Source organism: Panacibacter ginsenosidivorans, assembly GCF_007971225.1.
Lineage (GTDB): Bacteria > Bacteroidota > Bacteroidia > Chitinophagales > Chitinophagaceae > Panacibacter > Panacibacter ginsenosidivorans.
The window spans coordinates 2,365,609-2,388,796 of the sequence record NZ_CP042435.1 but is presented as its reverse complement, the minus strand read 5'-3'; the positions used below and the strand labels follow the sequence as shown (position 1 = coordinate 2,388,796).

Annotated in this window: 22 protein-coding genes; 6 read left to right on the top strand and 16 right to left on the bottom strand. The window is 37.8% G+C overall.

Annotated elements, in window-relative coordinates; translation table 11 throughout:
* Positions 1-4 precede the first annotated feature (4 nt).
* The gene (locus FRZ67_RS10000; protein WP_147189413.1) at positions 5-625 is read left to right on the top strand and encodes an HAD family hydrolase; all 621 of its coding nucleotides are present in this window, start codon (positions 5-7) and stop codon (positions 623-625) included.
* A 96-nt stretch (positions 626-721) separates the two neighbouring features.
* Here FRZ67_RS10000 and FRZ67_RS09995 read toward each other — a convergent pair whose 3' ends face one another.
* The 3 genes from FRZ67_RS09995 to FRZ67_RS09985 form a co-directional block, all read right to left on the bottom strand.
* A complete protein-coding gene (locus tag FRZ67_RS09995) occupies positions 722-1,813 on the bottom strand; it encodes a lytic transglycosylase domain-containing protein (RefSeq protein WP_147189412.1) in 1,092 nt (363 codons plus the stop codon).
* A gap of 83 nt (positions 1,814-1,896) precedes the next feature.
* Entirely contained in the window at positions 1,897-3,330 is a 1,434-nt protein-coding gene (gatA, locus tag FRZ67_RS09990; RefSeq protein WP_147189411.1) for an Asp-tRNA(Asn)/Glu-tRNA(Gln) amidotransferase subunit GatA, read from the bottom strand.
* Positions 3,331-3,359: 29 nt separating this feature from the next.
* Complete coding sequence (locus FRZ67_RS09985; protein ID WP_147189410.1) at positions 3,360-3,569, bottom strand: Sec-independent protein translocase subunit TatA/TatB; 210 nt, start codon at positions 3,567-3,569, stop codon at positions 3,360-3,362.
* Positions 3,570-3,968: 399 nt separating this feature from the next.
* Between FRZ67_RS09985 and FRZ67_RS09980 the strand changes: the two genes are divergently transcribed.
* Positions 3,969-5,975, top strand: coding sequence for an alpha-ketoacid dehydrogenase subunit alpha/beta (locus FRZ67_RS09980; protein WP_147189409.1), 2,007 nt, complete (start codon positions 3,969-3,971; stop codon positions 5,973-5,975).
* A gap of 78 nt (positions 5,976-6,053) precedes the next feature.
* On the opposite strand, the gene FRZ67_RS09975 is transcribed toward FRZ67_RS09980, so the two are convergent.
* From FRZ67_RS09975 to FRZ67_RS09945, 7 genes are all read right to left on the bottom strand, one after another.
* On the bottom strand, positions 6,054-6,290 hold the full coding sequence (locus FRZ67_RS09975; protein ID WP_147189408.1) for a hypothetical protein: 237 nt from the start codon (positions 6,288-6,290) through the stop codon (positions 6,054-6,056).
* A 113-nt stretch (positions 6,291-6,403) separates the two neighbouring features.
* A complete protein-coding gene (locus tag FRZ67_RS09970) occupies positions 6,404-6,718 on the bottom strand; it encodes an FtsB family cell division protein (protein WP_147189407.1) in 315 nt (104 codons plus the stop codon).
* Between the two features lie 70 nt (positions 6,719-6,788).
* Positions 6,789-8,072: a phosphopyruvate hydratase gene (gene eno / locus FRZ67_RS09965; protein WP_147189406.1), complete on the bottom strand. Its 1,284-nt coding sequence runs from the start codon at positions 8,070-8,072 to the stop codon at positions 6,789-6,791.
* 425 nt (positions 8,073-8,497) lie between these two features.
* The gene (locus FRZ67_RS09960; protein ID WP_147189405.1) at positions 8,498-9,088 is read right to left on the bottom strand and encodes a hypothetical protein; all 591 of its coding nucleotides are present in this window, start codon (positions 9,086-9,088) and stop codon (positions 8,498-8,500) included.
* A 251-nt stretch (positions 9,089-9,339) separates the two neighbouring features.
* Positions 9,340-10,887: a YifB family Mg chelatase-like AAA ATPase gene (locus FRZ67_RS09955; protein WP_147189404.1), complete on the bottom strand. Its 1,548-nt coding sequence runs from the start codon at positions 10,885-10,887 to the stop codon at positions 9,340-9,342.
* A 205-nt stretch (positions 10,888-11,092) separates the two neighbouring features.
* Positions 11,093-12,676, bottom strand: a complete 1,584-nt coding sequence (locus tag FRZ67_RS09950; RefSeq protein WP_147189403.1) for a M1 family metallopeptidase — start codon at positions 12,674-12,676, stop codon at positions 11,093-11,095.
* On the bottom strand, positions 12,673-13,227 hold the full coding sequence (locus FRZ67_RS09945) for a hypothetical protein (protein WP_147189402.1): 555 nt from the start codon (positions 13,225-13,227) through the stop codon (positions 12,673-12,675). The genes FRZ67_RS09950 and FRZ67_RS09945 overlap by 4 nt, the downstream gene beginning before the upstream one ends.
* A 189-nt stretch (positions 13,228-13,416) precedes the next feature.
* Between FRZ67_RS09945 and FRZ67_RS09940 the strand changes: the two genes are divergently transcribed.
* Both FRZ67_RS09940 and pdxH read left to right on the top strand, forming a co-directional pair.
* Positions 13,417-16,962 carry an amidohydrolase family protein gene (locus tag FRZ67_RS09940; RefSeq protein WP_147189401.1) on the top strand — a complete coding sequence of 1,182 codons (3,546 nt, stop codon included), beginning with the start codon at positions 13,417-13,419 and terminating at the stop codon, positions 16,960-16,962.
* 272 nt (positions 16,963-17,234) lie between these two features.
* Positions 17,235-17,876 (top strand): pyridoxamine 5'-phosphate oxidase, encoded by a 642-nt coding sequence (gene pdxH, locus FRZ67_RS09935; RefSeq protein ID WP_147189400.1) that lies wholly within the window; start codon positions 17,235-17,237, stop codon positions 17,874-17,876.
* A gap of 78 nt (positions 17,877-17,954) precedes the next feature.
* Here pdxH and FRZ67_RS09930 read toward each other — a convergent pair whose 3' ends face one another.
* From FRZ67_RS09930 to FRZ67_RS09915, 4 genes are all read right to left on the bottom strand, one after another.
* Positions 17,955-18,071 carry a 30S ribosomal protein THX gene (locus FRZ67_RS09930; protein ID WP_147189399.1) on the bottom strand — a complete coding sequence of 39 codons (117 nt, stop codon included), beginning with the start codon at positions 18,069-18,071 and terminating at the stop codon, positions 17,955-17,957.
* Positions 18,072-18,196: 125 nt separating this feature from the next.
* A complete protein-coding gene (locus tag FRZ67_RS09925; protein ID WP_147189398.1) occupies positions 18,197-18,466 on the bottom strand; it encodes an HU family DNA-binding protein in 270 nt (89 codons plus the stop codon).
* Between the two features lie 296 nt (positions 18,467-18,762).
* Entirely contained in the window at positions 18,763-19,068 is a 306-nt protein-coding gene (locus FRZ67_RS09920; protein ID WP_147189397.1) for a DUF4286 family protein, read from the bottom strand.
* A 4-nt stretch (positions 19,069-19,072) separates the two neighbouring features.
* Positions 19,073-19,843: an exodeoxyribonuclease III gene (locus tag FRZ67_RS09915; protein WP_147189396.1), complete on the bottom strand. Its 771-nt coding sequence runs from the start codon at positions 19,841-19,843 to the stop codon at positions 19,073-19,075.
* A 320-nt stretch (positions 19,844-20,163) separates the two neighbouring features.
* Between FRZ67_RS09915 and FRZ67_RS09910 the strand changes: the two genes are divergently transcribed.
* A complete protein-coding gene (locus FRZ67_RS09910; RefSeq protein ID WP_147189395.1) occupies positions 20,164-20,889 on the top strand; it encodes an LOG family protein in 726 nt (241 codons plus the stop codon).
* 38 nt (positions 20,890-20,927) lie between these two features.
* Here FRZ67_RS09910 and FRZ67_RS09905 read toward each other — a convergent pair whose 3' ends face one another.
* Positions 20,928-21,383 carry a hypothetical protein gene (locus tag FRZ67_RS09905; RefSeq protein ID WP_147189394.1) on the bottom strand — a complete coding sequence of 152 codons (456 nt, stop codon included), beginning with the start codon at positions 21,381-21,383 and terminating at the stop codon, positions 20,928-20,930.
* A 291-nt stretch (positions 21,384-21,674) separates the two neighbouring features.
* Between FRZ67_RS09905 and FRZ67_RS09900 the strand changes: the two genes are divergently transcribed.
* Positions 21,675-22,331, top strand: a complete 657-nt coding sequence (locus tag FRZ67_RS09900; RefSeq protein WP_225975570.1) for a LysE family translocator — start codon at positions 21,675-21,677, stop codon at positions 22,329-22,331.
* Positions 22,332-22,538: 207 nt separating this feature from the next.
* Here the strand turns inward: FRZ67_RS09900 and FRZ67_RS09895 are convergent, their stop codons facing one another.
* A complete protein-coding gene (locus FRZ67_RS09895) occupies positions 22,539-23,180 on the bottom strand; it encodes a response regulator transcription factor (protein ID WP_147189393.1) in 642 nt (213 codons plus the stop codon).
* Positions 23,181-23,188 lie beyond the last annotated feature (8 nt).

Here is a 23,188-nt window from a genome sequence, read left to right as displayed (position 1 = left end):
TATCATGTCTTCAAAAATCAGCACAATCATTTTTGATTTAGGAGCAGTTCTTATAGACTGGAACCCACGCTATATGTATCGCAAGATCTTTAAGACAGAAGAAGAAATGGAATGGTTTCTTGAAAACATTACTACAGGTGAGTGGAATGAAAACCAGGATGCTGGCTATCCGCTTCATAAAGCAACCGAAGAATTGATTGCAAAACATCCTGAATGGGAAAAAGAGATTAGTTCTTATTATGAAAGATGGATAGAAATGCTTGGCGAACAAATACACGAGACTGTTGAAATACTTGCTAAGCTTAAAAAGGATAATTCGCTCAAAATTTATGCGCTTACCAATTGGAGCGCAGAAACATTTCCTAGAGCATTGGAACGTTTTGAATTTTTACAATGGTTCAATGGCATTGTAGTTAGCGGGGAAGAAAAGACCAGAAAGCCTTTTGCTGATTTTTATAAAATATTACTGGATCGTTATAATATAGATGCAACAACATCTTTGTTAATTGATGACAACCTTAGAAATATAAAAGGTGCAGAACAACTTGGAATCAATGGTATTCGTTTCATTAATGCTGAACAATTAAGAAATGAACTTGAAAACGTTTATCAGATCATTGTATAAATTTGTTCTTCCCGGTTGAATAATGTAATACGGTACAAGAGTGCGACGCAACGAAAGCTTAATAAGGTAGACCTATGTTGGGTTAATACAATATAACTATTTGACCGCGGTAACTGTTGAAATAGGTAGAGCAGATGTGCCGTTTAACAATAACTGCACGCTTTCATATAAAATTTGTTGACGCCTGGTTTTAAAGATATCCATTTTATCCTGCGGCAATTTTACTGTGTAAGGTTTACCTTCCGATAAGGTTTTATCAAAATACGGATTAAATGCATTGAACTGACCGATACTCATCATAAGAATGTTAGCCGCAACTAAAGAGTTATATTTACCTGTTATTTCAAAACTTATTGTATTGGCATTTGTCGTAGTGTCTGACCTGCTTAACAGATAGGCCAGCGTTTCTTTTTTCTCTTCAGTTTCTTTAGCAGTTATAGTGGTCCAACCTCCTCCACCTTCAAAAAAATAATGTGTAGCAATATATTTTTTTACATGATTGCGGGTTTCTTCCGAAAGGTACATTTGCAAATCATAAAAATTGCGGGAACCGGATTTTACTATGGCACGGTTAACACCACCTTTTCCGCAGTTATAAGCTGCAATAACCAATAACCAATCTTTGTACTCGCTGTAAAGCTCTTTTAGCAGTTTTGTTGCTGCCTCTGTACTTTTTAAAACATTAGTGCGTTCATCATAACCGGGTATAACTTTCAGACCAAACCTTTTTGCTTCGTCAGGCATCAATTGCCATGGGCCAACAGCACCTGCATAAGAAACTGCACCAGGCTGCAAGTTACTTTCCACTACAGATAAATATTTTAATTCTACAGGTAAACCATTTGAAGATAAAACATGTTCGTAGATCATAAAGTATGGTTGCCCCCATGATCTCATTTTTTCCAGATTGCCTGACTGTTTTTTTAAATAGTCAGTTACAAATGGAACAACCCTTGCGTTAATTTCGAAAAGAACCGTCGTATTGTTTGAGGTGATATTGCTGCTTAATAGATTTCGAAAACCTTTTACACTATCTTTTTCACCATCTTCGGGATTGGTTGATAATGGTTTAGAAAGCGGAGTGTAAATTGTAAAAGACATTAAAGTACAACCCAGCATTAGCATTATGGCTAATGGAATAACTTTTTTCAGGAGTGAAGTTTTTTTATGAAAAAAGTTTTTATGCATAGCGTACTACTTTTAAATTATTGTTAGCCTTTTGAATGTTTCATATATCAGTTCACTATTTATGCAACAACCTTATTTGTTTTTTATTTAAGTTGCATAAACACTTTCGAAGCCTGTAGCAATGTTAATTCGTTTTCACGGGCAGCCATTACCTGAAGGCCAAAAGGCATGCCAGAACTATGAGAAAATAAAGGTAACGATATGCCCGGAATACCTGCCAAATTAGCAAAAACTGTGTAAATGTCGGCCAGGAACATTTCAATAGGGTCTTTACTTTTTTCTCCCAGCTTAAAAGCAGGAGCAGGAACTGTAGGACTTACTAACACATCGTATTTATTAAATATTTCGTTTGTTTTGTTTGCAAGTATTTTTCTTACCTGCTGGGCTTTTGTAAAGTATGCATCATAATAACCCGCGCTTAACACAAAAGTGCCCAGCATTATGCGCCTTTTTACCTCTTTGCCAAAACCATAGCTTCGACTTCTTTTATAAAATTCTGTAAGATCAGAAAAGTCTTCTTTGGCTGCATACCCATATTTGATGCCATCAAAACGGGAAAGGTTGCTGGAAGCTTCAGCAGTTGTGAGTATATAATAAGCTGGCACTATATAATCCAATAAATCAAAGTGTACGGGTTCAATGGTATGCCCTTCAGCTTGTAACTTTACCATAAATGACTGAACAGATGTAGCTATTTCCTTATCAAGGCTCGGGTGCTCTAATGCTTCATTGAAATAGGCTATCTTATATTTCCTGTTTTCGTCTTTAAAAGAGCCGGAATAATAAGGTACGGGCTCATTGCTTATGGTGCTGTCAAATTCATCAGGACCTGCAATTGCTTCAAGCGTTAAAGCAGCATCTTCAACAGAATTTGCAAAAATGCCAATCTGGTCAAAAGAAGAAGCATAGGCAATTAGCCCGTATCTTGAAACTTTGCCATAGCCAGGCTTTAGACCTACAATACCGCAAAAATCTGCAGGTTGCCTTACAGAGCCGCCTGTATCGCTGCCAAGACTTACCATACAAAGACCTGCCTGAACGGCTACAGCAGAACCACCGGAAGAACCACCCGGGACCCTGCTACTATCCTTTGCATTTAACACCGCCCCAAAAGCAGAGTTTTCGTTACTGCTGCCCATTGCAAATTCATCACAGTTATTGCGACCGATAATTATAGCTCCTGCTGCTAATAATCTTTCTACAGCAGTAGCGTTATAAATTGCCGTATAGTTTTCAAGAATTTTAGATCCTGCAGAAGTTTTGTGTTCTTTATGGCAAATAACATCTTTAAGTGCTACAACAACACCATGCAACTTGCCGGGAGTATGACCAGAGGCAGAAAAAGCATCCAGCTCTGCAGCACGTTTCAAAGCTTCGTCGTTATAAACTTCGAGAAAAGCATTCAGGTGACTATTGGTTCTTATTTGCGCTAAATAAAAAGAAACGGCCTCAACACACGATGTCTGGCCGTTAAGCAAACAAGTTTGATAGTCTTTGATAGAAGTGAAACTAAACAAAGGCTTATCTGATTTTAAAACAGGGAAAATTACTGTTGAGTGGTAGTAGTTTTAGCAGGAGCTTTATCTTTTTCATTCATGCCCTCTTCCAGTTCTTTCTGCACATTGCTCTTGGCATCATTAAATTCGCGTATACCTTTACCTAAACCCCTCATAAATTCAGGAATCTTACGGCCACCGAAAAGAACGAGGATTACTACAGCGATCAGGAGTATTTCCTGGAAACCTAAATTGCCCATACAAGTTTTTTTTGAGAAGTGAAAAGCGAAGTTAAATATTAATTCGTCTGCAAAATCAATAATTATTGTTAACACAGCTTTTAGGCAGAAAATTTAAGTTTCCGGCTGTGGTTTTCCATTGCATGGTCTGTTGCGTCGCACTCTTGTACTAAGCAATAAAAAGCGTCAGAGGAAAAGTTATTGATTTAGTAGTTGTCTTATTTAAATGCCGCTTATAATTCAAATGTACAAGAGTGCGACGCAAGAGGTGATGCCATTAGAGTGGCGGTTTGTTTAATAATATTCCTTGTATTTGTTAAGTTGTGTTGGTTCAAAATAAGCTGCTTTTATACATTTGTTATGCTGCATTACACGTACAATATCCCCTAACTTCGTAACTACATAAAATGGATTGCTGCCATGTATTTCGACAGAAAAAATTTGCCTGACAACGAACTTGTTGCACTTTATAAAAAATTATTATTACCAAGACTGATTGAAGAAAAGATGCTTGTATTACTGAGACAGGGAAAGATCAGTAAATGGTTTAGTGGTATTGGCCAGGAAGCTATAGCTGTCGGCGCTACTGCTGCGTTAGAGGAAGATGAGTGGATAATGCCCTTGCATCGTAACCTTGGGGTATTTACAACCCGTAACATGCCCCTGCATAAATTATTTATGCAATGGCAGGGTAATAAAGATGGATATAGTAAAGGCCGGGAGAGAAGCTTTCATTTTGGTTCACGGGAACATTGTATCTGTGGTATGATCTCTCATCTTGGTCCGCAGCTTGCGATTGCTGATGGAGTTGCATTAGCCTACAAATTGAAAGAGGAAAATAAAGTATCACTTGCATTTACAGGAGAGGGTGGGACCAGTGAAGGTGATTTTCATGAAGCCCTGAATGTAGCTGCTGTTTGGGATTTGCCGGTAATATTTATTATTGAAAATAATGGTTATGGATTAAGTACGCCCACACATGAGCAATACCGCTGTGAAAACCTAGTTGATCGTGCACGAGGCTATGGTATGGAAGGTGTACAAATAGACGGCAATAATATTCTCACGGTATATGATACAATCAAAGGTGTACGTGAATACTGCATACGTGAACAAAAGCCTTATCTTATTGAATGCATGACTTTTCGTATGCGTGGCCATGAAGAAGCAAGTGGCACCAAATATGTACCACAGGAATTATTTGATGAATGGGCACACAAAGATCCCGTTAGCAATTATGAGCATTATCTGCTTGCTGAAGAAATTATTGACAATACAACAATGGATTCAATAAAAGAATTGCTTAAAGAAACAATTGAAGAGGAATTAAAAATTGCGTTCAATGTCTCTCTGGTTCAGGCTGATGCCGCAACAGAACTTAAAGATATTTATGCGCCAAAACCCGAGATAAAAAGATCCAAATATGAGGTAATATATATTGATGATGTAAAAGAAAATGATATCCCTGATAAGCGATTTGTAGACGCAATTACTGAAGCATTATATCAATCAATGGAGCAATATGACAATCTTGTTTTAATGGGTCAGGATATTGCAGAATATGGTGGGGCTTTTAAAGTAACAGATGGCTTTGTAAAAACATTTGGGAAGGCAAGAGTTCGTAATACACCTATTTGCGAGAGTGTAATTCTTGGCGCTGGTCTTGGACTTTCATTAGAAGGCTATAAGAGTGTAGTGGAGATGCAGTTTGCAGATTTTGTAAGTGTGGGGTTTAATCAGATCGTAAATAATTTGGCAAAGATACATTACCGGTGGGGTCAGTCTGCAGATGTGGTAGTACGCATGCCAACAGGTGCAGGTGTTGGTGCAGGTCCGTTTCATTCGCAAAGTAATGAAGCATGGTTTATGCATGTTCCGGGATTAAAAATCGTTTATCCGTCTACTCCTGAAGATGCAAAAGGGTTGTTGATCGCTGCAATCAACGATCCTAATCCGGTTATGTATTTTGAGCATAAGGTTTTATATAGAAGCATAGCAGGGCCTGTGCCTGAAACTTATTATGAAATTGAAATCGGCAAAGCAAAAATTGTACAGGAAGGGAAGGATATTACTATTATTACTTATGGCAGTGGTGTTCATTGGGCAATTGAGTATGCAAATCAACATCCCTATATTTCAATTCATATACTTGATCTCAGAACATTATTGCCGCTGGATTATAGCGCTATAAAAAATGCAGTTGCAGCTACCGGTAAAGTTTTGCTTTTACACGAAGACACGCTTATCGGTGGAATAGGTGGGGAAATAAGTGCATGGATAAGTGAACATTGTTTTGAATTACTGGATGCACCAATACAACGTTGTGCATCTTTGGACACACCTGTTCCTTTTAATCAGGAACTCGAAAAAAAATTTCTTGGGAAATCAAGATTACACGAATACGTGGAGAATCTTATGCATTATTAGGTGTATAACTTAAAGCAAGCGTTCGGCATTATCAAAGGTTTAATAGCACCTTTCGGGCATATTAAAAATCAAACGATATTAACGCGAGGGAATGTTCAATTTATCGTTTGCGTACTTCATAATACTCTCAATTGTTTGCTTTCTTGGAGAGTGTAATTTCATTCCGCCAAGTCTCTCAGCAGATTCTTTAATTACATTATACTTTTCTCTTAATACCCAGTTCTCCTCTAATTCTTTCTCGATTTCTTTGTTGCGGTTGTGGTTAGATTCGTTATACATATAAAGTACCAACTCTTCAATAGTAGAATTTACCATACAATGGCTGTTTAATTATGAATAAATGATATAAGCCGCCATGCTTATATGATTCTTCACAGGAGTTGGTTGCTTATTAAAACGTTGCGAGGTTTTTAATATTGTATTAAGAGTTACTTTTTTAATGAGTCATTAGTATTTTCAACCATAAAAACATCTTCGTTATCTCTTTTCATCTGGTAATGTTCTCTTGCATATTTTTCTATGGCCGCGGGGTTATTGCTTAGGTCGGCAAGTTCTTTTTTAGTCTTTTCAATCTCATCCTGATAGTATTGTTTTTTGGCTTGCAATTCCTTTAATTCCTGTTTGCGATCGATCTGTTCAAAGAGATTATTATGATCAAAAAAAAGCACAATAACTGTAAATGCAGAAATGGCAATTAAATATTTATTCTTAACTATTGAAATGATACTTGAAGATATAAGCATAAAAAAATCGTTGGCTTTTGTAAAACTACAAAATCACCAACGATTTTTATTAGGTTTGAATAGTTAATTATTACTTGCTGAATTTAATTTTCCCTTTGGGATATATACCATTCGCTCCCAATGCTTCTTCAATGCGGATCAACTGGTTGTATTTAGCCATACGGTCTGTACGGCTTGCAGAGCCGGTTTTGATTTGTCCGCAATTCAGTGCTACGGCAAGATCGGCAATAGTAGTATCTTCTGTTTCACCGCTGCGGTGGCTCATAATGGTTGTATAACCTGCATTCTGCGCCATTTGCACAGCATTGATAGTTTCTGTAATAGTACCGATCTGGTTTACTTTGATCAGTATACTGTTGGCAGTACCTGTATCTATACCACGTTTTAAAATTTTTGTATTGGTTACAAAAAGATCATCACCTACCAACTGAACACGGTTACCAATTGCATCTGTTAATTTTTTCCACCCATCCCAATCTTCTTCAGCCATGCCGTCTTCAATAGAAACAATAGGATATTTATTTACCCATTCAGTCCAGTAAGCCACCATTTCGTCACTGCTTATTTCACGACCATTGCTTTTATAAAATTTGTATTTGCCATCTTTAAACATTTCACTGCTGGCAGCATCAAGTGCAATACCAATCTGTGAACCAACTTTATACCCGGCAGCTTCAATAGCCAGCAATACAGTTTCAATAGCTTCTTCATTGCTTTGAATGTCTGGAGCAAAGCCACCTTCATCACCAACATTTGTGCTGTAGCCTTTTCTCTTTAAAACGTTTTTTAACTGGTGAAAAATCTCAACACCCCAACGCAAACCTTCACTAAAAGTTTCAGCACCTACCGGTACGATCATATATTCCTGGTAGTCAATTTTATTATCTGCATGCACACCGCCATTAAGTATATTCATCAAAGGCATGGGTAATACAGTAGCGTTTACACCACCAAGATATCGGTATAAAGGCAGGTTACTCTCAATCGCAGCAGCTTTGGCAACTGCCATAGAAACTGCTAATGTAGCATTTGCACCAAGCTTGCTTTTATTCTCAGTACCATCAATTTCAATCAGTTTAGCATCAATACCCGCCTGGTCATTTATGCTCCAACCAATCAGTTGATCCGCTATAATATCATTTACATTCGCAACAGCCTTTAATACGCCTTTGCCAACATATACAGACTTGTCATTATCACGCAACTCTACAGCTTCATGAATACCTGTAGATGCCCCGCTAGGTACAGCAGCACGGCCAAGTTGCCCGTTTTCTGTTAACACATCAACTTCTACTGTTGGGTTGCCACGGCTATCCAGAATCTGGCGGGCATGAATGTCGGCAATGTAACTCATAATAAAGTGTAGGTTTTAATAATAGTAAGATTTTGATAGCAGGCTTTTGTACATCTGCTGAGCTTCGTTGTGTCACTCACTTGTACGCCTTATACTTTGAGCTGCAAAGAAACACTCTTTGCATGAAGATACTACACAGCTTTACCAGGAAATTTTAAAAGAATTTGCTGACGTTTGTTAGGATGAGACCCCGCATCGCAGTTAACATGCATTATAAAGCTTAACTATTATACCTCGTGAGTATTCAATAAATGTCTTTATATTTTTACTTCCTCTTTTCAGTGTAGTTAATAACTGAAAAGGGCGCATCAATCAGCGCCATTTCAATGATATTTATTGGTATTGGATTTGACTGTAAAATTAAAAGTTTTCAAAAATTGGTACAAGGTCTAAAAACAGGCTTACTATTTTTCTTTAGGGTATTATTAGTTAAAAAATTTGCTTTTTTTCTTTGCTTTTTTCCCTTCTGCAAATTTTATCATAACCTCATTATCTCTTTGAACCCAGTCAAGACAACCATTCTCCTCCTTGATGCTGTCGAGTTCCGAAATGTCTGATGAAAAATGAAATGGGTGATCCTGCTTTGGTGGTATGCACATCCATTCAATTGGTATATCTATATAACTAAGGCTTTTTGGTTTTTCTGAATTACTCATTAATACCTCTTTTATGTACCCGGTTATATGGTTATCAATAAAGCGCAATTTTACAATGGTTACAATCTCTTCTCCCTCCTCTGTAAGATCTGTATGCTGGTATTCTTCGTTAAGATCTTTTATTTGAACCGGTGACAAATGTTTTATACGCATTACCATTGATTGGGGTATATTACATTGCTCAAGATCATTTACAATAACAGGCTTTTTATTATTCGCCGAATCCAATTCTCCCGCCTTTGCAGGCTGAAAAGAAAATGAAAGCAAAAAGCAAAATAAAAATAATAAGGTAAATATTACTTTACCCGCTATTATGTAAAAAGTAAACTTCCGTGAAATAAGAGTAGAAGTTTTGTTCATAAGCATTGTTTTGAAAACCTGGATTTTGGGTACGGTTACGGCGTTTCAACGGAGATTGGAGATATGCACAGGTGTTAATAACCTGTATAAAGCAAATGTATTGAACATTAATTATATAAACTTCAAACCCAGATTAAAAAATAACCATGAAAATTAAAATTGAATTTGCCGAAAAGTATTACCTGAAGCTAAAGAGTGCGACGCAACAAAAGCTTAATAATTGAAATGCTGCCTGGTACAAAAAAATAATCCTAACCTGCCCAGCCTTCCCTGTCAAGGCTCCTGTATTGTATGGCTTCTGCCAGGTGTTCTGCTTTTATATCGGCACTCCCAGCAAGATCTGCAATGGTTCGACTTACCTTTAAAATACGGTCATAAGCACGGGCCGAAAGATTCAGGCGCTCCATAGCTTTCTTTAGCAGCAATTCTCCTGCCTGGTTAATCACACATATTTCGCGAAGTTGTTTACTGCTCATTTGTGCGTTGGCGTACATACCCGGATTATTCTTGTATCGCTCTGACTGCACTTCTCTTGCTTTTATAACACGTGTACGAATTGCTGAGGACAATTCTCCTTTGCTGTTATGATTACTAAGTTCGCTGAAAGCAACAGGCGTAACTTCAACATGCAGGTCAATACGGTCCAGCAAAGGGCCTGAAATCTTATTCAGGTATTTCTGTACTGCACCGGGCGGGCAGGTACACTCTTTTTCGGGGTGATTATAAAAGCCGCAGGGGCATGGATTCATAGAGGCTATAAGCATAAAATTGGCCGGAAAATCAAGTGCCACTTTTGCTCTTGAAATAGTAACCTTCCTTTCTTCCATAGGCTGGCGCATTACTTCCAGCACTGTTCTTTTAAACTCCGGTAATTCATCCAAAAACAAAACGCCATTATGTGCCAGTGATATCTCGCCCGGTTGTGGTACACCTCCACCACCTACCAGGGCTACATCGCTGATCGTATGATGTGGTGAACGAAAAGGTCGTTTGCTTACTAATGAACTATTCTCCGGTAGCTTACCCGCCACGCTATGGATCTTTGTTGTTTCCAATGCTTCCAATAAACTCAATGGAGGTAATATCGTAGGCAATCTTTTTGCAAGCATTGTTTTGCCTGCGCCCGGTGGGCCAATCAATATCGCATTGTGCCCACCCGCCGCAGCAATTTCCATGGCGCGTTTAATATTCTCCTGCCCTTTTACATCATTAAAGTCAAGTTCAAATTCGTACTGCGATTCAAAGAATTCTTCCCTGGTATTTACTTCAACAGGCTTTAATGAGGTTCGATCTTTGAAAAACTGCACCACGTCTTTCATGTGAGAAACACCATATACTTCCAAGTTATTTACGAGACCTGCTTCACGTACATTCTGTATTGGAACGATCAATCCTTTAAAACCTTCTTTGCGTGCCTGTATCGCAATGGGCAATGCGCCTTTTATAGGCTGAATGGTTCCATCTAAACTTAATTCACCCATCATTACATAGTCTGCCAAACGCTCGGGTTCTTCAATTTGCCCCGTTGCCCCAAGCACACCAATTGCTATAGGGAGATCAAATGCAGAACCACTTTTCTTGATATCTGCAGGTGCAAGATTTACTACAAGTTTGGTACGGGGCCAGGTAAGATAATTATCTTTAATAGCGCTTTCAATTCTTTGTAAACTTTCCTTTACAGCATTATCAGGCAGGCCCACAATAAAATATTTCAGATCACCGGCAAGCACATTTACTTCTACAGTAATAGTTATTGCTTCTACTCCATAAACAGCGCTGCCAAATGTTTTAACGAGCATAAAGGGTTATTGTTTTTTTTTTGATATCGGCTATAGCATTTACTTGGGTATTTGTTATTTTGTTTTCGTCTCAGTGAATGCCGCAAATTTTATTTTAGTACCGGCTGCGGCATTTTATAGCATCGCCTGTTGCGTCGCAAGCACTTCATCGTTCTGGTCATTTTGCAACAAGAATGAAAATAATTATAAGCTTTGTAACCAGCAACTATTTTCCTTTATGCAATGCGGCGTTAAATAATAAATTCACTTTTGGATCCAACTCTATTAAATTTGGCTCTGCATCGCAGGTAAATGATATGGTTGTGGTCTTATCTTTTATATCTATTGTTTTCAAAACAGATTTATTAATTGTTATATCCAGTGAAAATGTAAAGAAATGTTTCTGCTGCTGTTCAATAATAAGTGTGATCTCTTTTTTCTTTTTATTGTAACTCCACTTTATGTCAAGTTCAGGCTGCCCTGACGTGTAGATCCACTCCTGAAAAAAATCTTTAAGATCTTGCTTGCTTACATCTTCGAACACTTTACGCAGATCATTAGTGTTGGCATTGCTGCCTTTGTAAATATCATAGTAAGCTCTTATGCTTTGCCAGAACAAACTGTCGCCAACTTTTCTGCGCAGCATATGCAATATCCAACCTCCTTTTTGATAACTGTTTGCATTGAGCAATTGCATAAGATTGTTTGAAGCAGAAGTGTCTGATACAGGTGTATTACGTGTTTTAGAAAATGCGATTACTTTTTCCCTGTCTGCTTTCAACCTGTTGTTGAAACTGTCTTCACCATATTTTTCTTCATGGTATAAATGCGTCATATAGGTTGCAAAGCCTTCACTAAGCCATAAATGACTCCAGTCTTTTTCTGTCGCATTATCGCCAAACCACTGGTGTGTAATTTCATGAACAAGTAAACCTTCCAGTCCTTTATCTGTAACTGAATTTTCAAAATAGAAAATAGCACTGGCATTTTCCATGCCACCAAAAACGGTCTTTGATTGCACATTGGCTAATTTTTTATACGGGTAGGGAGCAATATGTTTTTCAAACCAGGGCAAAATATTTTTTGCCGCTGCATAAGCCAGGAATCCTGTATCCTTGTCTTCAGGATATACCCAACTGTACACAGGAATGCAATCAACACTGCCTGCATAATTTACGGCAAAGTCTGCCGCACCTATTACCATTACTTTTGTTGGTAACAGCATATCTTCTTTATAGTGTGTAAGTTTTAAATGACCGGGTAAGTTGCTCTCTTCTGTTTGTATACCGTTTGAAATAATTTGATAATGATCCGGTGCTGTTACAATAAACTCTACCGACGCTTTATCAGATGGGTGGTCATTACACGGCAACCAGTTACGTGCACGGTTTGGCCAGTTATCTGAAAAGAAAGTGCGGTGATTGTATTTGTTAACACCAATAATCAAACCATCAGCAGGAATGCCTTCATAAGTAATGGTATAAATATTTTGATCTGTTGTGTTTGCAGATTCGTTGATGATGATGTGTTGTGCATCCTGTGTGAAAGATATTTCCTGATCTTTTTTTGTAACAGTAGTAACTGTCATTCCTTTACCATCTTTTTTTTTCTGAACGAGATCGAAAACAACTTTATCTACGGCTTTTGTAAATTTTGTTGTAATAACTGCTGTTCCTTTTATGAGATTATTACTGTCGTTAAGTTGTATGGTGAACTGATAATGCTGAACATCGAGACCGTTGGTGGGAATTTGAGCGACTGATTTTATACAGGAGATGATAGTTATGAAAGCACTTATTGCTCTTTTCATGCAAAATATTTTTTGATAATTATTTTATCAGCTAATATAACTATTAGGACTGCAAGAGTAAAGATAAGGAAAGCTTGTATGTAGCTATACTGCCAGGTTTTCGTATAGAATACACTCCACGATGAAGAAAGATAATCCCTGTAAAATCCTGTAATAAAAATTACTATGTTCTCAAGATTGAAAAATATTATCACTGCCAAACTCCACAGAAGAGAAGCCCTCACTTTCTTTTTTAGAAAAAGTAAACATAAAATAAATGGTAAGAAGATTGCGGGATAATGCGACCAACCATAAGGAGAAAAAAAATTTAGTCTTGTGTAATAAAAGGTATACACCTCTTTTTCTGTGTTAAATTCAGAAAGTTCTTTTATAAAGTAAATGATGTTAGCGATTGAAAGATATATGAAGAAGAGGAATACAACCCAATTGGCTATTAAATACCATTTGTTTATGATTGTTTTCTTTGAAGGAATTATTATTTTCAATATCATTATAAGCAGAATTGTAAACGTAAATCCAAATTGAAGTATAAAGAATGGATCAGGTAGCATAGTCGCTTTTGTTTGCTAATATAGTAATCTAAATGTACAAGAGTGCGACGCAACAACCGTTGCCATTATAACCAAAAGCCGGGCTCATAAAAACTTTCTCTTACTGTCAACCCCATTCATATAATTTCCTGCACAGTATTTCTGTATTCGGTTTCTATTCTATACTTTCCAACTCTAAAACTTTCTGCAATGCATAAATTCTTAACCGGCTCTGCTATTTTAGCAGGGTTATTCTTATTGTTTAGTGCACAAACGGAAGCAGGTTATTTTCCTTTTAGTCCAAAAGATCATAATACTGCAGATTCCACCAAAAAAGACACGACAAAATATTCGGAATTTAAAAGTCTTCCGCTGAAGCCCGTTCGCAAGATCAGCTACTCAACCAATGAAGGTTCGTGGATGAGTCTGGATGTTAGTCCTGATGGCAGCAGTATTGCATTTGACCTGATGGGCGATATTTATACCATGCCCATTACCGGTGGTAAAGCAACTGCTATTACAAAAGGCCTGGCGTATGATGTGCATCCGCGCTATAGTCCTGATGGCAAGAAATTATTATTCATCTCAGACAGAAGCGGGGCGGATAATGTATGGTACATAGATATGGCAAAGCAGGATACTGTGCAGGTTACCAGCGACCAGAACCAATACTTTCCTGATGCATGCTGGACGCCCGATGGGCAATACATTGTTTTTAGCAAAGGGCGACGCAATATAAAATTATATATGGCGCACATGAAAAGCGGCAGCGGTATTCAACTGATTGCAGAGCCCTCTACTTTGAAAACGATTGACCCTGCAGTGAGTCCTGACGGACGGTATATTTATTTCTCTACCAGGAATGGTGCGTGGAAATATAATGCCTTGCTTCCGCAGTATGAGATTGGAGTGTATGACAGGGAAAAAGGAACGGTGAATACTATTACATCACGATATGGTTCAGGGTTTACACCGGTGCTTTCTAAAGATGGCAAATGGCTGGTGTATGGAAGCCGTTATGAAGACAAGACAGGACTTGTGATACGCGACCTGAAATCAGGTGATGAAAAATGGCTTGCTTATCCTGTGCAACGCGATGAGCAGGAATCCATAGCACCACTTGGTGTATTACCTGCCATGTGTTTTACGCCCGACAGTAAAGCGTTGATTGCTTCTTATGGCGGACGTTTTTATAAAATACCAATTGACGGTACTGTACCAACAGAAATTCCATTTACTGCGAATGTTGAACTGGAACTGGGTCCGAAACTTGAATTCAAATATCCTGTATCAGATACTGCATACCAACAATCAACACAGATTAGAGATGCAACACCATCACCGGATGGTAAACGTCTTGCTTTTACTGTACTAAATCGTTTGTATGTAATGGACTATCCCGCTGGTGTTCCCAAACGGGTAACCAATAATGATTTTACAGAAGCAGAACCCGCATGGAGCCCTGATGGCTCTGCAATCGTATTTACTACATGGAATGCAGATGGTGGGAATATTTACAAAGCTACGGTAGGAACGAAAGGGACAACATTACAAAAACTTACCAATGAAACCGGACTGTATCAAAATCTTATTTTCACACTGAAAGGTGATAAGATCGTTTTTATCCGCAGTAAAACAAGAGCATACAAAGATGCCTATGGTCCCGGCTACGATGGCAGTGAAGATGAACTTTGCTGGATAGCACCGGGTGGGGGAGAGATCACAAAAATATATAACACTTTAGGTAAGTATAATCCGCATTTTATAAAAGGAGAGGATTCAAGGATATACCTGAATGATGGAAACGGAAATCTTATTTCTATAAACTGGGAGGGAACTGATGAAAAAAGAGTTGCACATATCACTGGTATCACGTCTTATGGAAGCATCCCTTCAAAAATGGGCAGGCCAGACCCATCTAAAATGCAATGTATTCTGCCTGATGTTGAGGATGAAAGTGCAAAGGAATTGAACTTACCTGCTGCTGCTTCATGGATCACTATGTCGCCAACAGGTGTTTGGGCAATTGCTCAGATCAACAATAATATTTATGTTGTAACCATTCCTAAAACAGGTAAAACAGATGAAATATCCGTAGCATCTGCAGATAATGCAGAATTTCCTGCACGCAAGCTTACGGATATTGGTGGTGAATTTCCCTTCTGGCAGGCAGATGGCAAAACAGTGCACTGGAGTTTGGGTAGCACCCATTTTTCTTATGATGTGGAAAAAGCACAATTCTTCGATGACAGTCTTAAAGAGGCAAAGAAAGCTGAAGATAAAAAAGCTGCGGATTCAATTGCAAGATTAAATGCAGACTCCTCGCTTAAGAAAGCAGCTGATTCATTAAAGAAGATCCAGGATTCGATAAAAGCCAAGGACACTACGATAAAGAAAAATGAAAAAAAGGAAGAGCCGAAATATAAAGCGCAGGAAGTGGATGTAAAAGTGTTCTTTAAAAAAGATATACCACAGGGAACTATCTTGTTTAAGAATGCACGCATTGTAACTATGAAGGGCGATGAGGTAATTGAAAATGGTGACATCCTTGTCGAGAACAACCGGATAAAAGCAGTTGGAAAAAGTGGCTCAATATCAGCACCGTCCGGTGCTAAGATCATGGATGTCTCTGGTAAAACAATCATACCAGGCTTTGTTGACCCACACTCTCACATGTGGCCAAACTGGGGCATACATAAAAACCAGATTTGGATGTATGCAACCAATCTTGCTTATGGGGTTACCACCACAAGAGATCCGCAAACATCAACCACTGATGTATTAACTTATGGTGATATGGTTGATGCAGGCATGATGACCGGTCCAAGAATTTATTCAACAGGTCCCGGTGTGGGTTATTGGTTTTATAATGTAAAAGATTCATCGCAGGCAGAAGATATACTGGAGCAATACAGCAAATACTTTCACACAAAGTATATAAAAATGTATCTAACCGGTAACCGTAAGCAACGTGAGTGGATCATTACTGCAGCGCGTCACCAGCAACTGATGCCTACAACAGAAGGCGGCCTTGATTTTAAATTGAACATGACCAACATGCTTGATGGTTATCCTGGTCATGAGCATGCCTTACCAATTTATCCTTTGTATAGTGATGTGTGGAAAGCCATCTCGCAGGCACACATGATCGTTACACCAACATTGCTTGTCTCTTATGGTGGGCCATTTGGCGAAAATTATTTCTGGACAAGAGAAGTGCCTTATCATGATCCAAAAGTGCAGCACTTTTTTGCTTATGAAGAACTTGCTTCAAAAACAAGAAGAGTGGGTGGTTCATTCCCTTATGCAAATGCAGGATGGAGTATGGATGAAGAGCAGGTATTTCCTAAACATGCAAAGAATATGAAAGCGCTTGTAGACGCAGGGGGTATGGTTGGCGTAGGCAGTCACGGCGAGTTTCAGGGGCTTGGTTACCATTGGGAATTGTGGGCGCTACAAAGTGGTGGCATGCGTACTATAGATGCATTGAAATGCGCTACCATACTTGGTGCAGAAGGATTGGGGCTTGATAAAGATCTTGGCAGCATTGAAGTAGGCAAGCTTGCAGATATGATCGTTCTTGACAAAAACCCATTGGAAAATATCCGCAACACGAACAGTATTCAGTATGTAATGAAGAATGGAAGATTGTATGATGGTAATACCTGTGATGAGGTTTACCCGCAACAACGCAAGCTGAATTTAAGCGAATGGCAATACGACAGGCCAACAATTAATACAACTGTAAAAGAATAAATTTTTCCTGCAGTTATAAAAGCCGTTGGTAACAGTACTAACGGCTTTTTTTATTTTTTTATAACTGGCTTCACTGGTGTTATTATACTGTGGTTGTGTCACTCACTTGTACGTTCAGAACATTATTCAACAGATTGATTTGAGATTATTATCAAGTACGAATAATGATATGATGATTAATTTTGCCGCATTAATAATAAAAAGCACAAGAGTGCGACGCAACAGAAGCTAAATAGCATTCTTGTTGAATGGTACACAAAAAACTAAGCTAAATGAACAGAGATATTGCAGATATAAGAAAAAACTACAGCCTTGAAACGCTTGATGAGACAAACATTGCAGGAAGTGCAATGGAGCAATTTACAATCTGGTGGGAAGATGCAGTAAAAAGTGAAATAGACGAAGTAAATGCAATGACGCTTGCAACAGCAACACCGGATGGAAAGCCTTCTGCCAGAATTGTGTTGCTTAAAGATTATGATGAAAGAGGTTTTGTGTTCTATACAAACTATAAAAGTAATAAAGGCCATGCACTTGATGCAAACCCGCACGCAGCGCTTAACTTTTTTTGGAAAGAACTGGAAAGACAAATCCGGATAGAAGGAATTGCAGAAAAAGTGAGTGGACCGGAAAGCGACGAATATTTTTTTTCAAGACCCGCAGGCAGCAGAATCGGAGCATGGGCATCTCCGCAAAGTTCTGTTATACAAAACAGGGAAATGCTTGATGAAAATGTAGCGAAGTATAGTAAGCAATTCGGTGATGAGATACCAAGACCTGAACACTGGGGTGGGTTTCGTATAAAGCCTGTTATTATTGAGTTCTGGCAGGGTCGGAGTAACCGGCTGCATGATAGGATTCGTTATACTCTTATAGAAAAAAATAAATGGAAGATAGAAAGGCTTGCGCCCTGATGGTTGAGATATTGATGAGTTGATAAGTTGAAAGCATCACCATTCAACCTATCAGCTCTATCAACTTGTAAACATTCATTACGCTTTTTTCTTGTCGTCTGTCTTTACTGCTTTTGTTGCTTTTGCAGGACGGCTTTTGCCAAATGAACCTTTGAATATTTTTCCTTTTTTCGATTTTTTATCACCTCTGCCCATGATTGTATTTTTAATTGTTTAAAAAATTAGCGTTGCAAAAATGCAAAAAACATTTTAAACGGCTGTAAATAAAAAAGCAGAAGATGTTTTTCTTCTGCTTTTTACTTTTAGTGCAAGAACCGTAATTACAATTTAGCACTGAGTTCTTTACCGGCTTTAAAGCGTGCTACTTTTTTAGCTTTGATCTTTATAGCAGCGCCTGTTTGCGGGTTACGGCCAGTACGTGCAGCACGTTTGGATACTGAGAAAGTACCAAAACCTACCAATGTAACCTTGCCACCACCTTTCAAAGTTTTTGTAACAGCTTCAACGAAAGAGTCAAGTGCAGAGTTAGCCTGTGTTTTTGTGATGCCAGCATCATCCGCGAGTTTGGCAACCAATTCAGCTTTGTTCATAATGTTATTTTTATTTTGATTAGTAACAGAAACAAATTTATTCGCTTTTGGCAATCAACAAAATTATTTTTGATGATTAATGAAAATTTTATGACGACGTTAAATGCAGGTGGGTAAAGGGTTTCAGCAGATTTACGTAAAATGGCATTATGTATCAAAAAGCATGCTGAATGTTGAAATCCTTTGCAGCAAAGGGTTTCAGCGGCATTCTCTTAAAATACAGTGCTGTAGCGGGTTTTGGAGAAATATATCATTCTTTTTGAATAGAGAAAATTATATTCTTAAACTATCCACAATTAATGCACAACATCCATCAAAGAGCGGAAAGCAATTATTTTATTTCCCCATTTTTCCAGGATCGATTGCCGGAATGCAGGTGCATATAATTCTATATACCTGTTATAATCTGCTTTACTTTCTGCATAATACTGTACTGCGTAAGTTGCCCCTTCTGTTTCATCAACCTCCAGCATACGTATCATTTGAAATTTTATAAAGCATTTGGTTTGCATTACTTCGGGTATATGTATTTGTTTCATCCATGTAAGCCATGCTTCATGAATAGTGTGATTTACATGTGTAGTTACATTATAGATGATCATACAATCAATTGTTTATTTCAAGATATACAGGACAGTGGTCACTGTGTTTTGCATCCGGGTAAATATCTGCCGCAATAAGTTCTGATCTTAAATTTTCTGTGACACTTATATAATCTATTCTCCAGCCTTTATTATTCAAACGTACTGTAGGAAATCGTTGACTCCACCATGAATACTTGTGCGCTTCTGCCGGATGTAAAGCACGAAATGTATCTATATAACCATGCGCTAAAAATTTATCCATCCATGCCCGTTCTTCCGGTAAAAAGCCGGATGAATTTTTATTACCCTTTGGATCATGAATATCTATGGCTGCATGTGCAATATTGTAATCGCCTGTAATAATAAGTTTGTGTCTTGTCTTTTTCAACACTTCAAGATATTCACGGAACTCATCCAGCCATTTATATTTGTAAACCTGCCTTTCATCACCACTCGTGCCCGATGGAAAATACGCATTCACCAATGTTAGATCACCAAAGTCGAGTCGTATTACTCTTCCTTCGGCGTCACTTTGCATAATGCCATTTCCAAACTGTACATTATCTGGATGAATTTTTGTAAATACAGCCACACCACTATAGCCTTTTTTATCAGCGGAGAACCAGTAGGTATCAAAGCCAAGGTCTTCAATAATTTTACAATCAACATCACTCTTCATGGCCTTTGTTTCCTGTATACAAATAATGTCTGCCACATCTGTTCGCAACCATTCAATAAAACCCTTTTTTATCGCGGCTCGTATGCCGTTTACATTGTAAGAGATAATGCGCATTTAAAAATAATTGGTTGCGCAATATATAAATATTTACATGGTTGCAACGAAGGTTTATTATGAGCCCAACTGCAGAACAAATATTATCGTCCCTTGCGTCGCACACTTGTACCTGTTGAAAAGTTTCTGCATTTAGAGTTCTTTGTATTTAAATAACTGCTAAAATTTTCAACCAGTGAATTGGTAAACTTGTTCACTTTTTATTGCGAACGCACAAGTGAGTGACACAACAGTTGATGCCATAAGCATTATCGCCGGTCACAAAAAATTGTATTTGTATAACAAAGCTTTTATTGATATTTATTCTTTATTTATAAACTATGGCTCAAAGAATTATTCCGGCGCATGAACAGGTGTACCTGGATGGACCCAAAAGCAGAACCTACGAATTGAAATTTGCTTTCCAGGTTTTTAAACAATTTATAAAAGGCTTTCGAACATTGCACTTTGTAGGACCATGTATTACTGTTTTTGGTTCTGCACGTTTTAAAGAAGAAGATGCTTACTACCATGCAGCTAGAGAGTTTGGCAAACGCATAGCTGGTCTTGGTTTTACAACTATGACGGGTGGGGGGCCTGGTATAATGGAAGCAGCAAATCGCGGTGCATTTGAAAGTGGCGGTGCATCCATAGGCTGCAATATTGTTTTGCCTCATGAACAAAAAGAGAATCCCTATTTAACAGGCTCTGTAACATTTGATCACTTTTTTGTGCGTAAAGTTTTGCTGGCAAAATATTCTTATGCATTTATAATTATGCCCGGTGGTTTTGGAACAATGGATGAGTTCTATGAAATATTAACGCTGGTGCAAACAAAAACAATTACACAATTTCCGATTGTGGTTTATGGAACAGCTTTCTATAAAACATTGATTGATCAGATAAATTTTATGAGCGATCAGGGTACCATTTCCCCTGAAGATATGAAACTGGTATTGTTTACAGATAATATAGATGATGCCATGCAGCACATTTCAAAATACATAGAAGCAAACTATAAGATAAAGCCCAGAAAAAAAGCCTGGTGGTTATTTGAAAAACGATAACCCCAGGCTCTTTGGTAAACGATCAGTTGTTGCAGACATTATTGAAAAACACCTGTTGTTGTTTTCCTTTTGAAAGGATGCAGCAACAGCTCAGAACTCTTGCGATAAAAAGTTAAGTACGGTTTAAACAGTGCCGAGAATAAACTTTTTTCTAAAACAGGGGCAGGCTCATCTGCATATACTGCTTTGTTAATATAGAACGATACCGCGCCTGATAGATTATTATCTATAAAAGCTATTCCATGCAAAACAAAACTTCCCGGCACATTCTTTTTGTAGAAATGTAATTCAGCGGCAAATGAATTCCAGTTCATTTCAGTTACAGGAAAATAGTTTGTTGAGAACGACAATGTCTTATCATCTTTAAATGTGAAATCATAAATCATTCCTACAGGAACCCTTTGGGAAGATGCATTGTAACAATAAAATATTGCCTGATTCAAAGTGTGTACCTTATTTAGGTATGCAGGCGGATTGGGTAAATGGTGCTCCATAAAATTAAGGTTGTTTAGTTAGATAATTTTCATAATGGGTTTAGATACGTTGGTACTAAATTATAATACAAGTTACCGAAAATAAAGTTCGTCTGTTATTAAAATTTATACACACAAAATCTCTTACTCAATTGAAAAAGACCATTTCAGTAACAGACTTTGGAATATTGATTTTGTTTAATTTTTTAGAAAAATAATTGCGTGCAGTTAACAGTGTATTGTTTATTTTATTCATATAAAGCGCTTATTTTCGTTTAGCATTCCTGATTTATAACACTAATATCTTTGTTGATGATTGCTGCACTGGCAAAAGGTTTTGCGTTGGGGCTTTTGTTGAGCATTTCCGTAGGGCCGGTAATTTTTTCTATCATCAAGCAAAGTCTAACAAACGGGCATAAAGGTGGCTTTGCTTTTATTGCCGGCGTTTCTGCAAGCGACATTACATTGGTGCTTATCTGCAATCTCTTCACCAATTTATTTCAATCTGCTATGACGCACGAATTGATCATTGGAGCTATAGGCAGTATATTTTTGATGTTTATGGGTATTTACACAATTTTTTTTAAAAAGGTTAGTGTAGCTGCAGATGATGGAAAAATAAAATTAAGTGTAATGCGTAAACGGGATGTTATTGGTGTTTTTCTTTCGGGTTATTTTATGAACCTCTTAAACCCCGGTGTATTACTTTTCTGGATTGGTGCTTCTACAGCGGTGTTGTCTGGTTCAGAAAAACAAGATCATCCGGATGAGTATATACTTGTTGCATTTTCTGTATGCCTGCTGCTGAATTTATTTGCAGATACACTTAAAGTAATGCTGGCAGGAAAAATACGCGAAAAACTAAACCCGCACAATATTCATATTATTAACCGCATCGCAGGTATCATATATATAGTGTTTGGCATTGTGCTTATTTACGGATTGGCTACGCACAAAATCATGCAGTAATATTTTATGAGCCATGCAGCATATCATCAATTAAACTTCCGTTGCGTCGCACACTTGTGCAGATGAATATGAATGAACAGTGAACAAGTAACAATATAAAACTCTTTGCCTGTTGCCTGTTCTCCCGAACGTACAAGTGAGTGACACAACAGGCGATGCCACAGCGATTGAATGCCGGTGAAAAATATATTTTATTAAAATGAAAAACTAAACTGTAATAATGCCGTTTCTTATGGCATACATAACCAGCCCTACGCGTGAAAGTGTTTCAAGTTTTTCAAACAGATTGCTGCGCAGAGATTCTACAGCTCTTGTAGGAATATTCATGGCATCAGCAATTTCTTTGTAAGATTTTTCGGTACAACACCATTTAAGAAATTCTATTTCTTTATCGCTTAAAAGAATATGATCTTTTTTATCCTGGTCTCCTTTACTTATCATATGCATGAGCTTATTGCTCACCAGGTCGTTAAAGAAAAAGCCTTTTTCACTAACATCACGTAATGCATTGCGTAATATATCAGGTTTGCTGTCTTTAAGTATATAGCCTTTAGCACCGCTTTGCAGCATCTTGATAATAGCAGTATCATTATCAAGCATAGAGAGCACAAGAACTTTTATGTCAGGGGCATTGTTTTTTATCCAGTTAGCAGTTGCAAAACCATCCATTTCTGGCATATTTATATCAAGCAATACAACATCTGGTTTTCCTTTTGTCTTTATGCTTTCTATAAACTGCCTGCCATTGTCTGCTTCAAAAATTACCTTATAATCTCCAAAGCTGTTTATAACACTGGCAAGGCCACTTCTAAGCAGGGCATGATCATCAACGAGTGCAATTTTTTTCATAGTCAAAA

What these genes read in the sequence shown, in the direction of transcription:
- FRZ67_RS09910 (WP_147189395.1), top strand. Translation starts at nt 20,164, where the DNA reads ATGGCTCAAAGAATTATTCCGGCGCATGAACAGGTGTACCTGGATGGA.
- FRZ67_RS09940 (WP_147189401.1), top strand. Translation starts at nt 13,417, where the DNA reads ATGCATAAATTCTTAACCGGCTCTGCTATTTTAGCAGGGTTATTCTTA.
- FRZ67_RS10000 (WP_147189413.1), top strand. Translation starts at nt 5, where the DNA reads ATGTCTTCAAAAATCAGCACAATCATTTTTGATTTAGGAGCAGTTCTT.
- FRZ67_RS09975 (WP_147189408.1), bottom strand. Translation starts at nt 6,290, where the DNA reads ATGGTAAATTCTACTATTGAAGAGTTGGTACTTTATATGTATAACGAA.
- FRZ67_RS09905 (WP_147189394.1), bottom strand. Translation starts at nt 21,383, where the DNA reads ATGGAGCACCATTTACCCAATCCGCCTGCATACCTAAATAAGGTACAC.
- FRZ67_RS09900 (WP_225975570.1), top strand. Translation starts at nt 21,675, where the DNA reads ATGATTGCTGCACTGGCAAAAGGTTTTGCGTTGGGGCTTTTGTTGAGC.
- eno (WP_147189406.1), bottom strand. Translation starts at nt 8,072, where the DNA reads ATGAGTTACATTGCCGACATTCATGCCCGCCAGATTCTGGATAGCCGT.
- FRZ67_RS09970 (WP_147189407.1), bottom strand. Translation starts at nt 6,718, where the DNA reads ATGCTTATATCTTCAAGTATCATTTCAATAGTTAAGAATAAATATTTA.
- FRZ67_RS09995 (WP_147189412.1), bottom strand. Translation starts at nt 1,813, where the DNA reads ATGCATAAAAACTTTTTTCATAAAAAAACTTCACTCCTGAAAAAAGTT.
- FRZ67_RS09960 (WP_147189405.1), bottom strand. Translation starts at nt 9,088, where the DNA reads ATGAACAAAACTTCTACTCTTATTTCACGGAAGTTTACTTTTTACATA.
- FRZ67_RS09980 (WP_147189409.1), top strand. Translation starts at nt 3,969, where the DNA reads ATGTATTTCGACAGAAAAAATTTGCCTGACAACGAACTTGTTGCACTT.
- FRZ67_RS09945 (WP_147189402.1), bottom strand. Translation starts at nt 13,227, where the DNA reads ATGCTACCTGATCCATTCTTTATACTTCAATTTGGATTTACGTTTACA.
- FRZ67_RS09985 (WP_147189410.1), bottom strand. Translation starts at nt 3,569, where the DNA reads ATGGGCAATTTAGGTTTCCAGGAAATACTCCTGATCGCTGTAGTAATC.
- FRZ67_RS09920 (WP_147189397.1), bottom strand. Translation starts at nt 19,068, where the DNA reads ATGATCATCTATAATGTAACTACACATGTAAATCACACTATTCATGAA.
- FRZ67_RS09915 (WP_147189396.1), bottom strand. Translation starts at nt 19,843, where the DNA reads ATGCGCATTATCTCTTACAATGTAAACGGCATACGAGCCGCGATAAAA.
- FRZ67_RS09895 (WP_147189393.1), bottom strand. Translation starts at nt 23,180, where the DNA reads ATGAAAAAAATTGCACTCGTTGATGATCATGCCCTGCTTAGAAGTGGC.
- FRZ67_RS09950 (WP_147189403.1), bottom strand. Translation starts at nt 12,676, where the DNA reads ATGAAAAGAGCAATAAGTGCTTTCATAACTATCATCTCCTGTATAAAA.
- FRZ67_RS09955 (WP_147189404.1), bottom strand. Translation starts at nt 10,887, where the DNA reads ATGCTCGTTAAAACATTTGGCAGCGCTGTTTATGGAGTAGAAGCAATA.
- FRZ67_RS09925 (WP_147189398.1), bottom strand. Translation starts at nt 18,466, where the DNA reads ATGAACAAAGCTGAATTGGTTGCCAAACTCGCGGATGATGCTGGCATC.
- pdxH (WP_147189400.1), top strand. Translation starts at nt 17,235, where the DNA reads ATGAACAGAGATATTGCAGATATAAGAAAAAACTACAGCCTTGAAACG.
- FRZ67_RS09930 (WP_147189399.1), bottom strand. Translation starts at nt 18,071, where the DNA reads ATGGGCAGAGGTGATAAAAAATCGAAAAAAGGAAAAATATTCAAAGGT.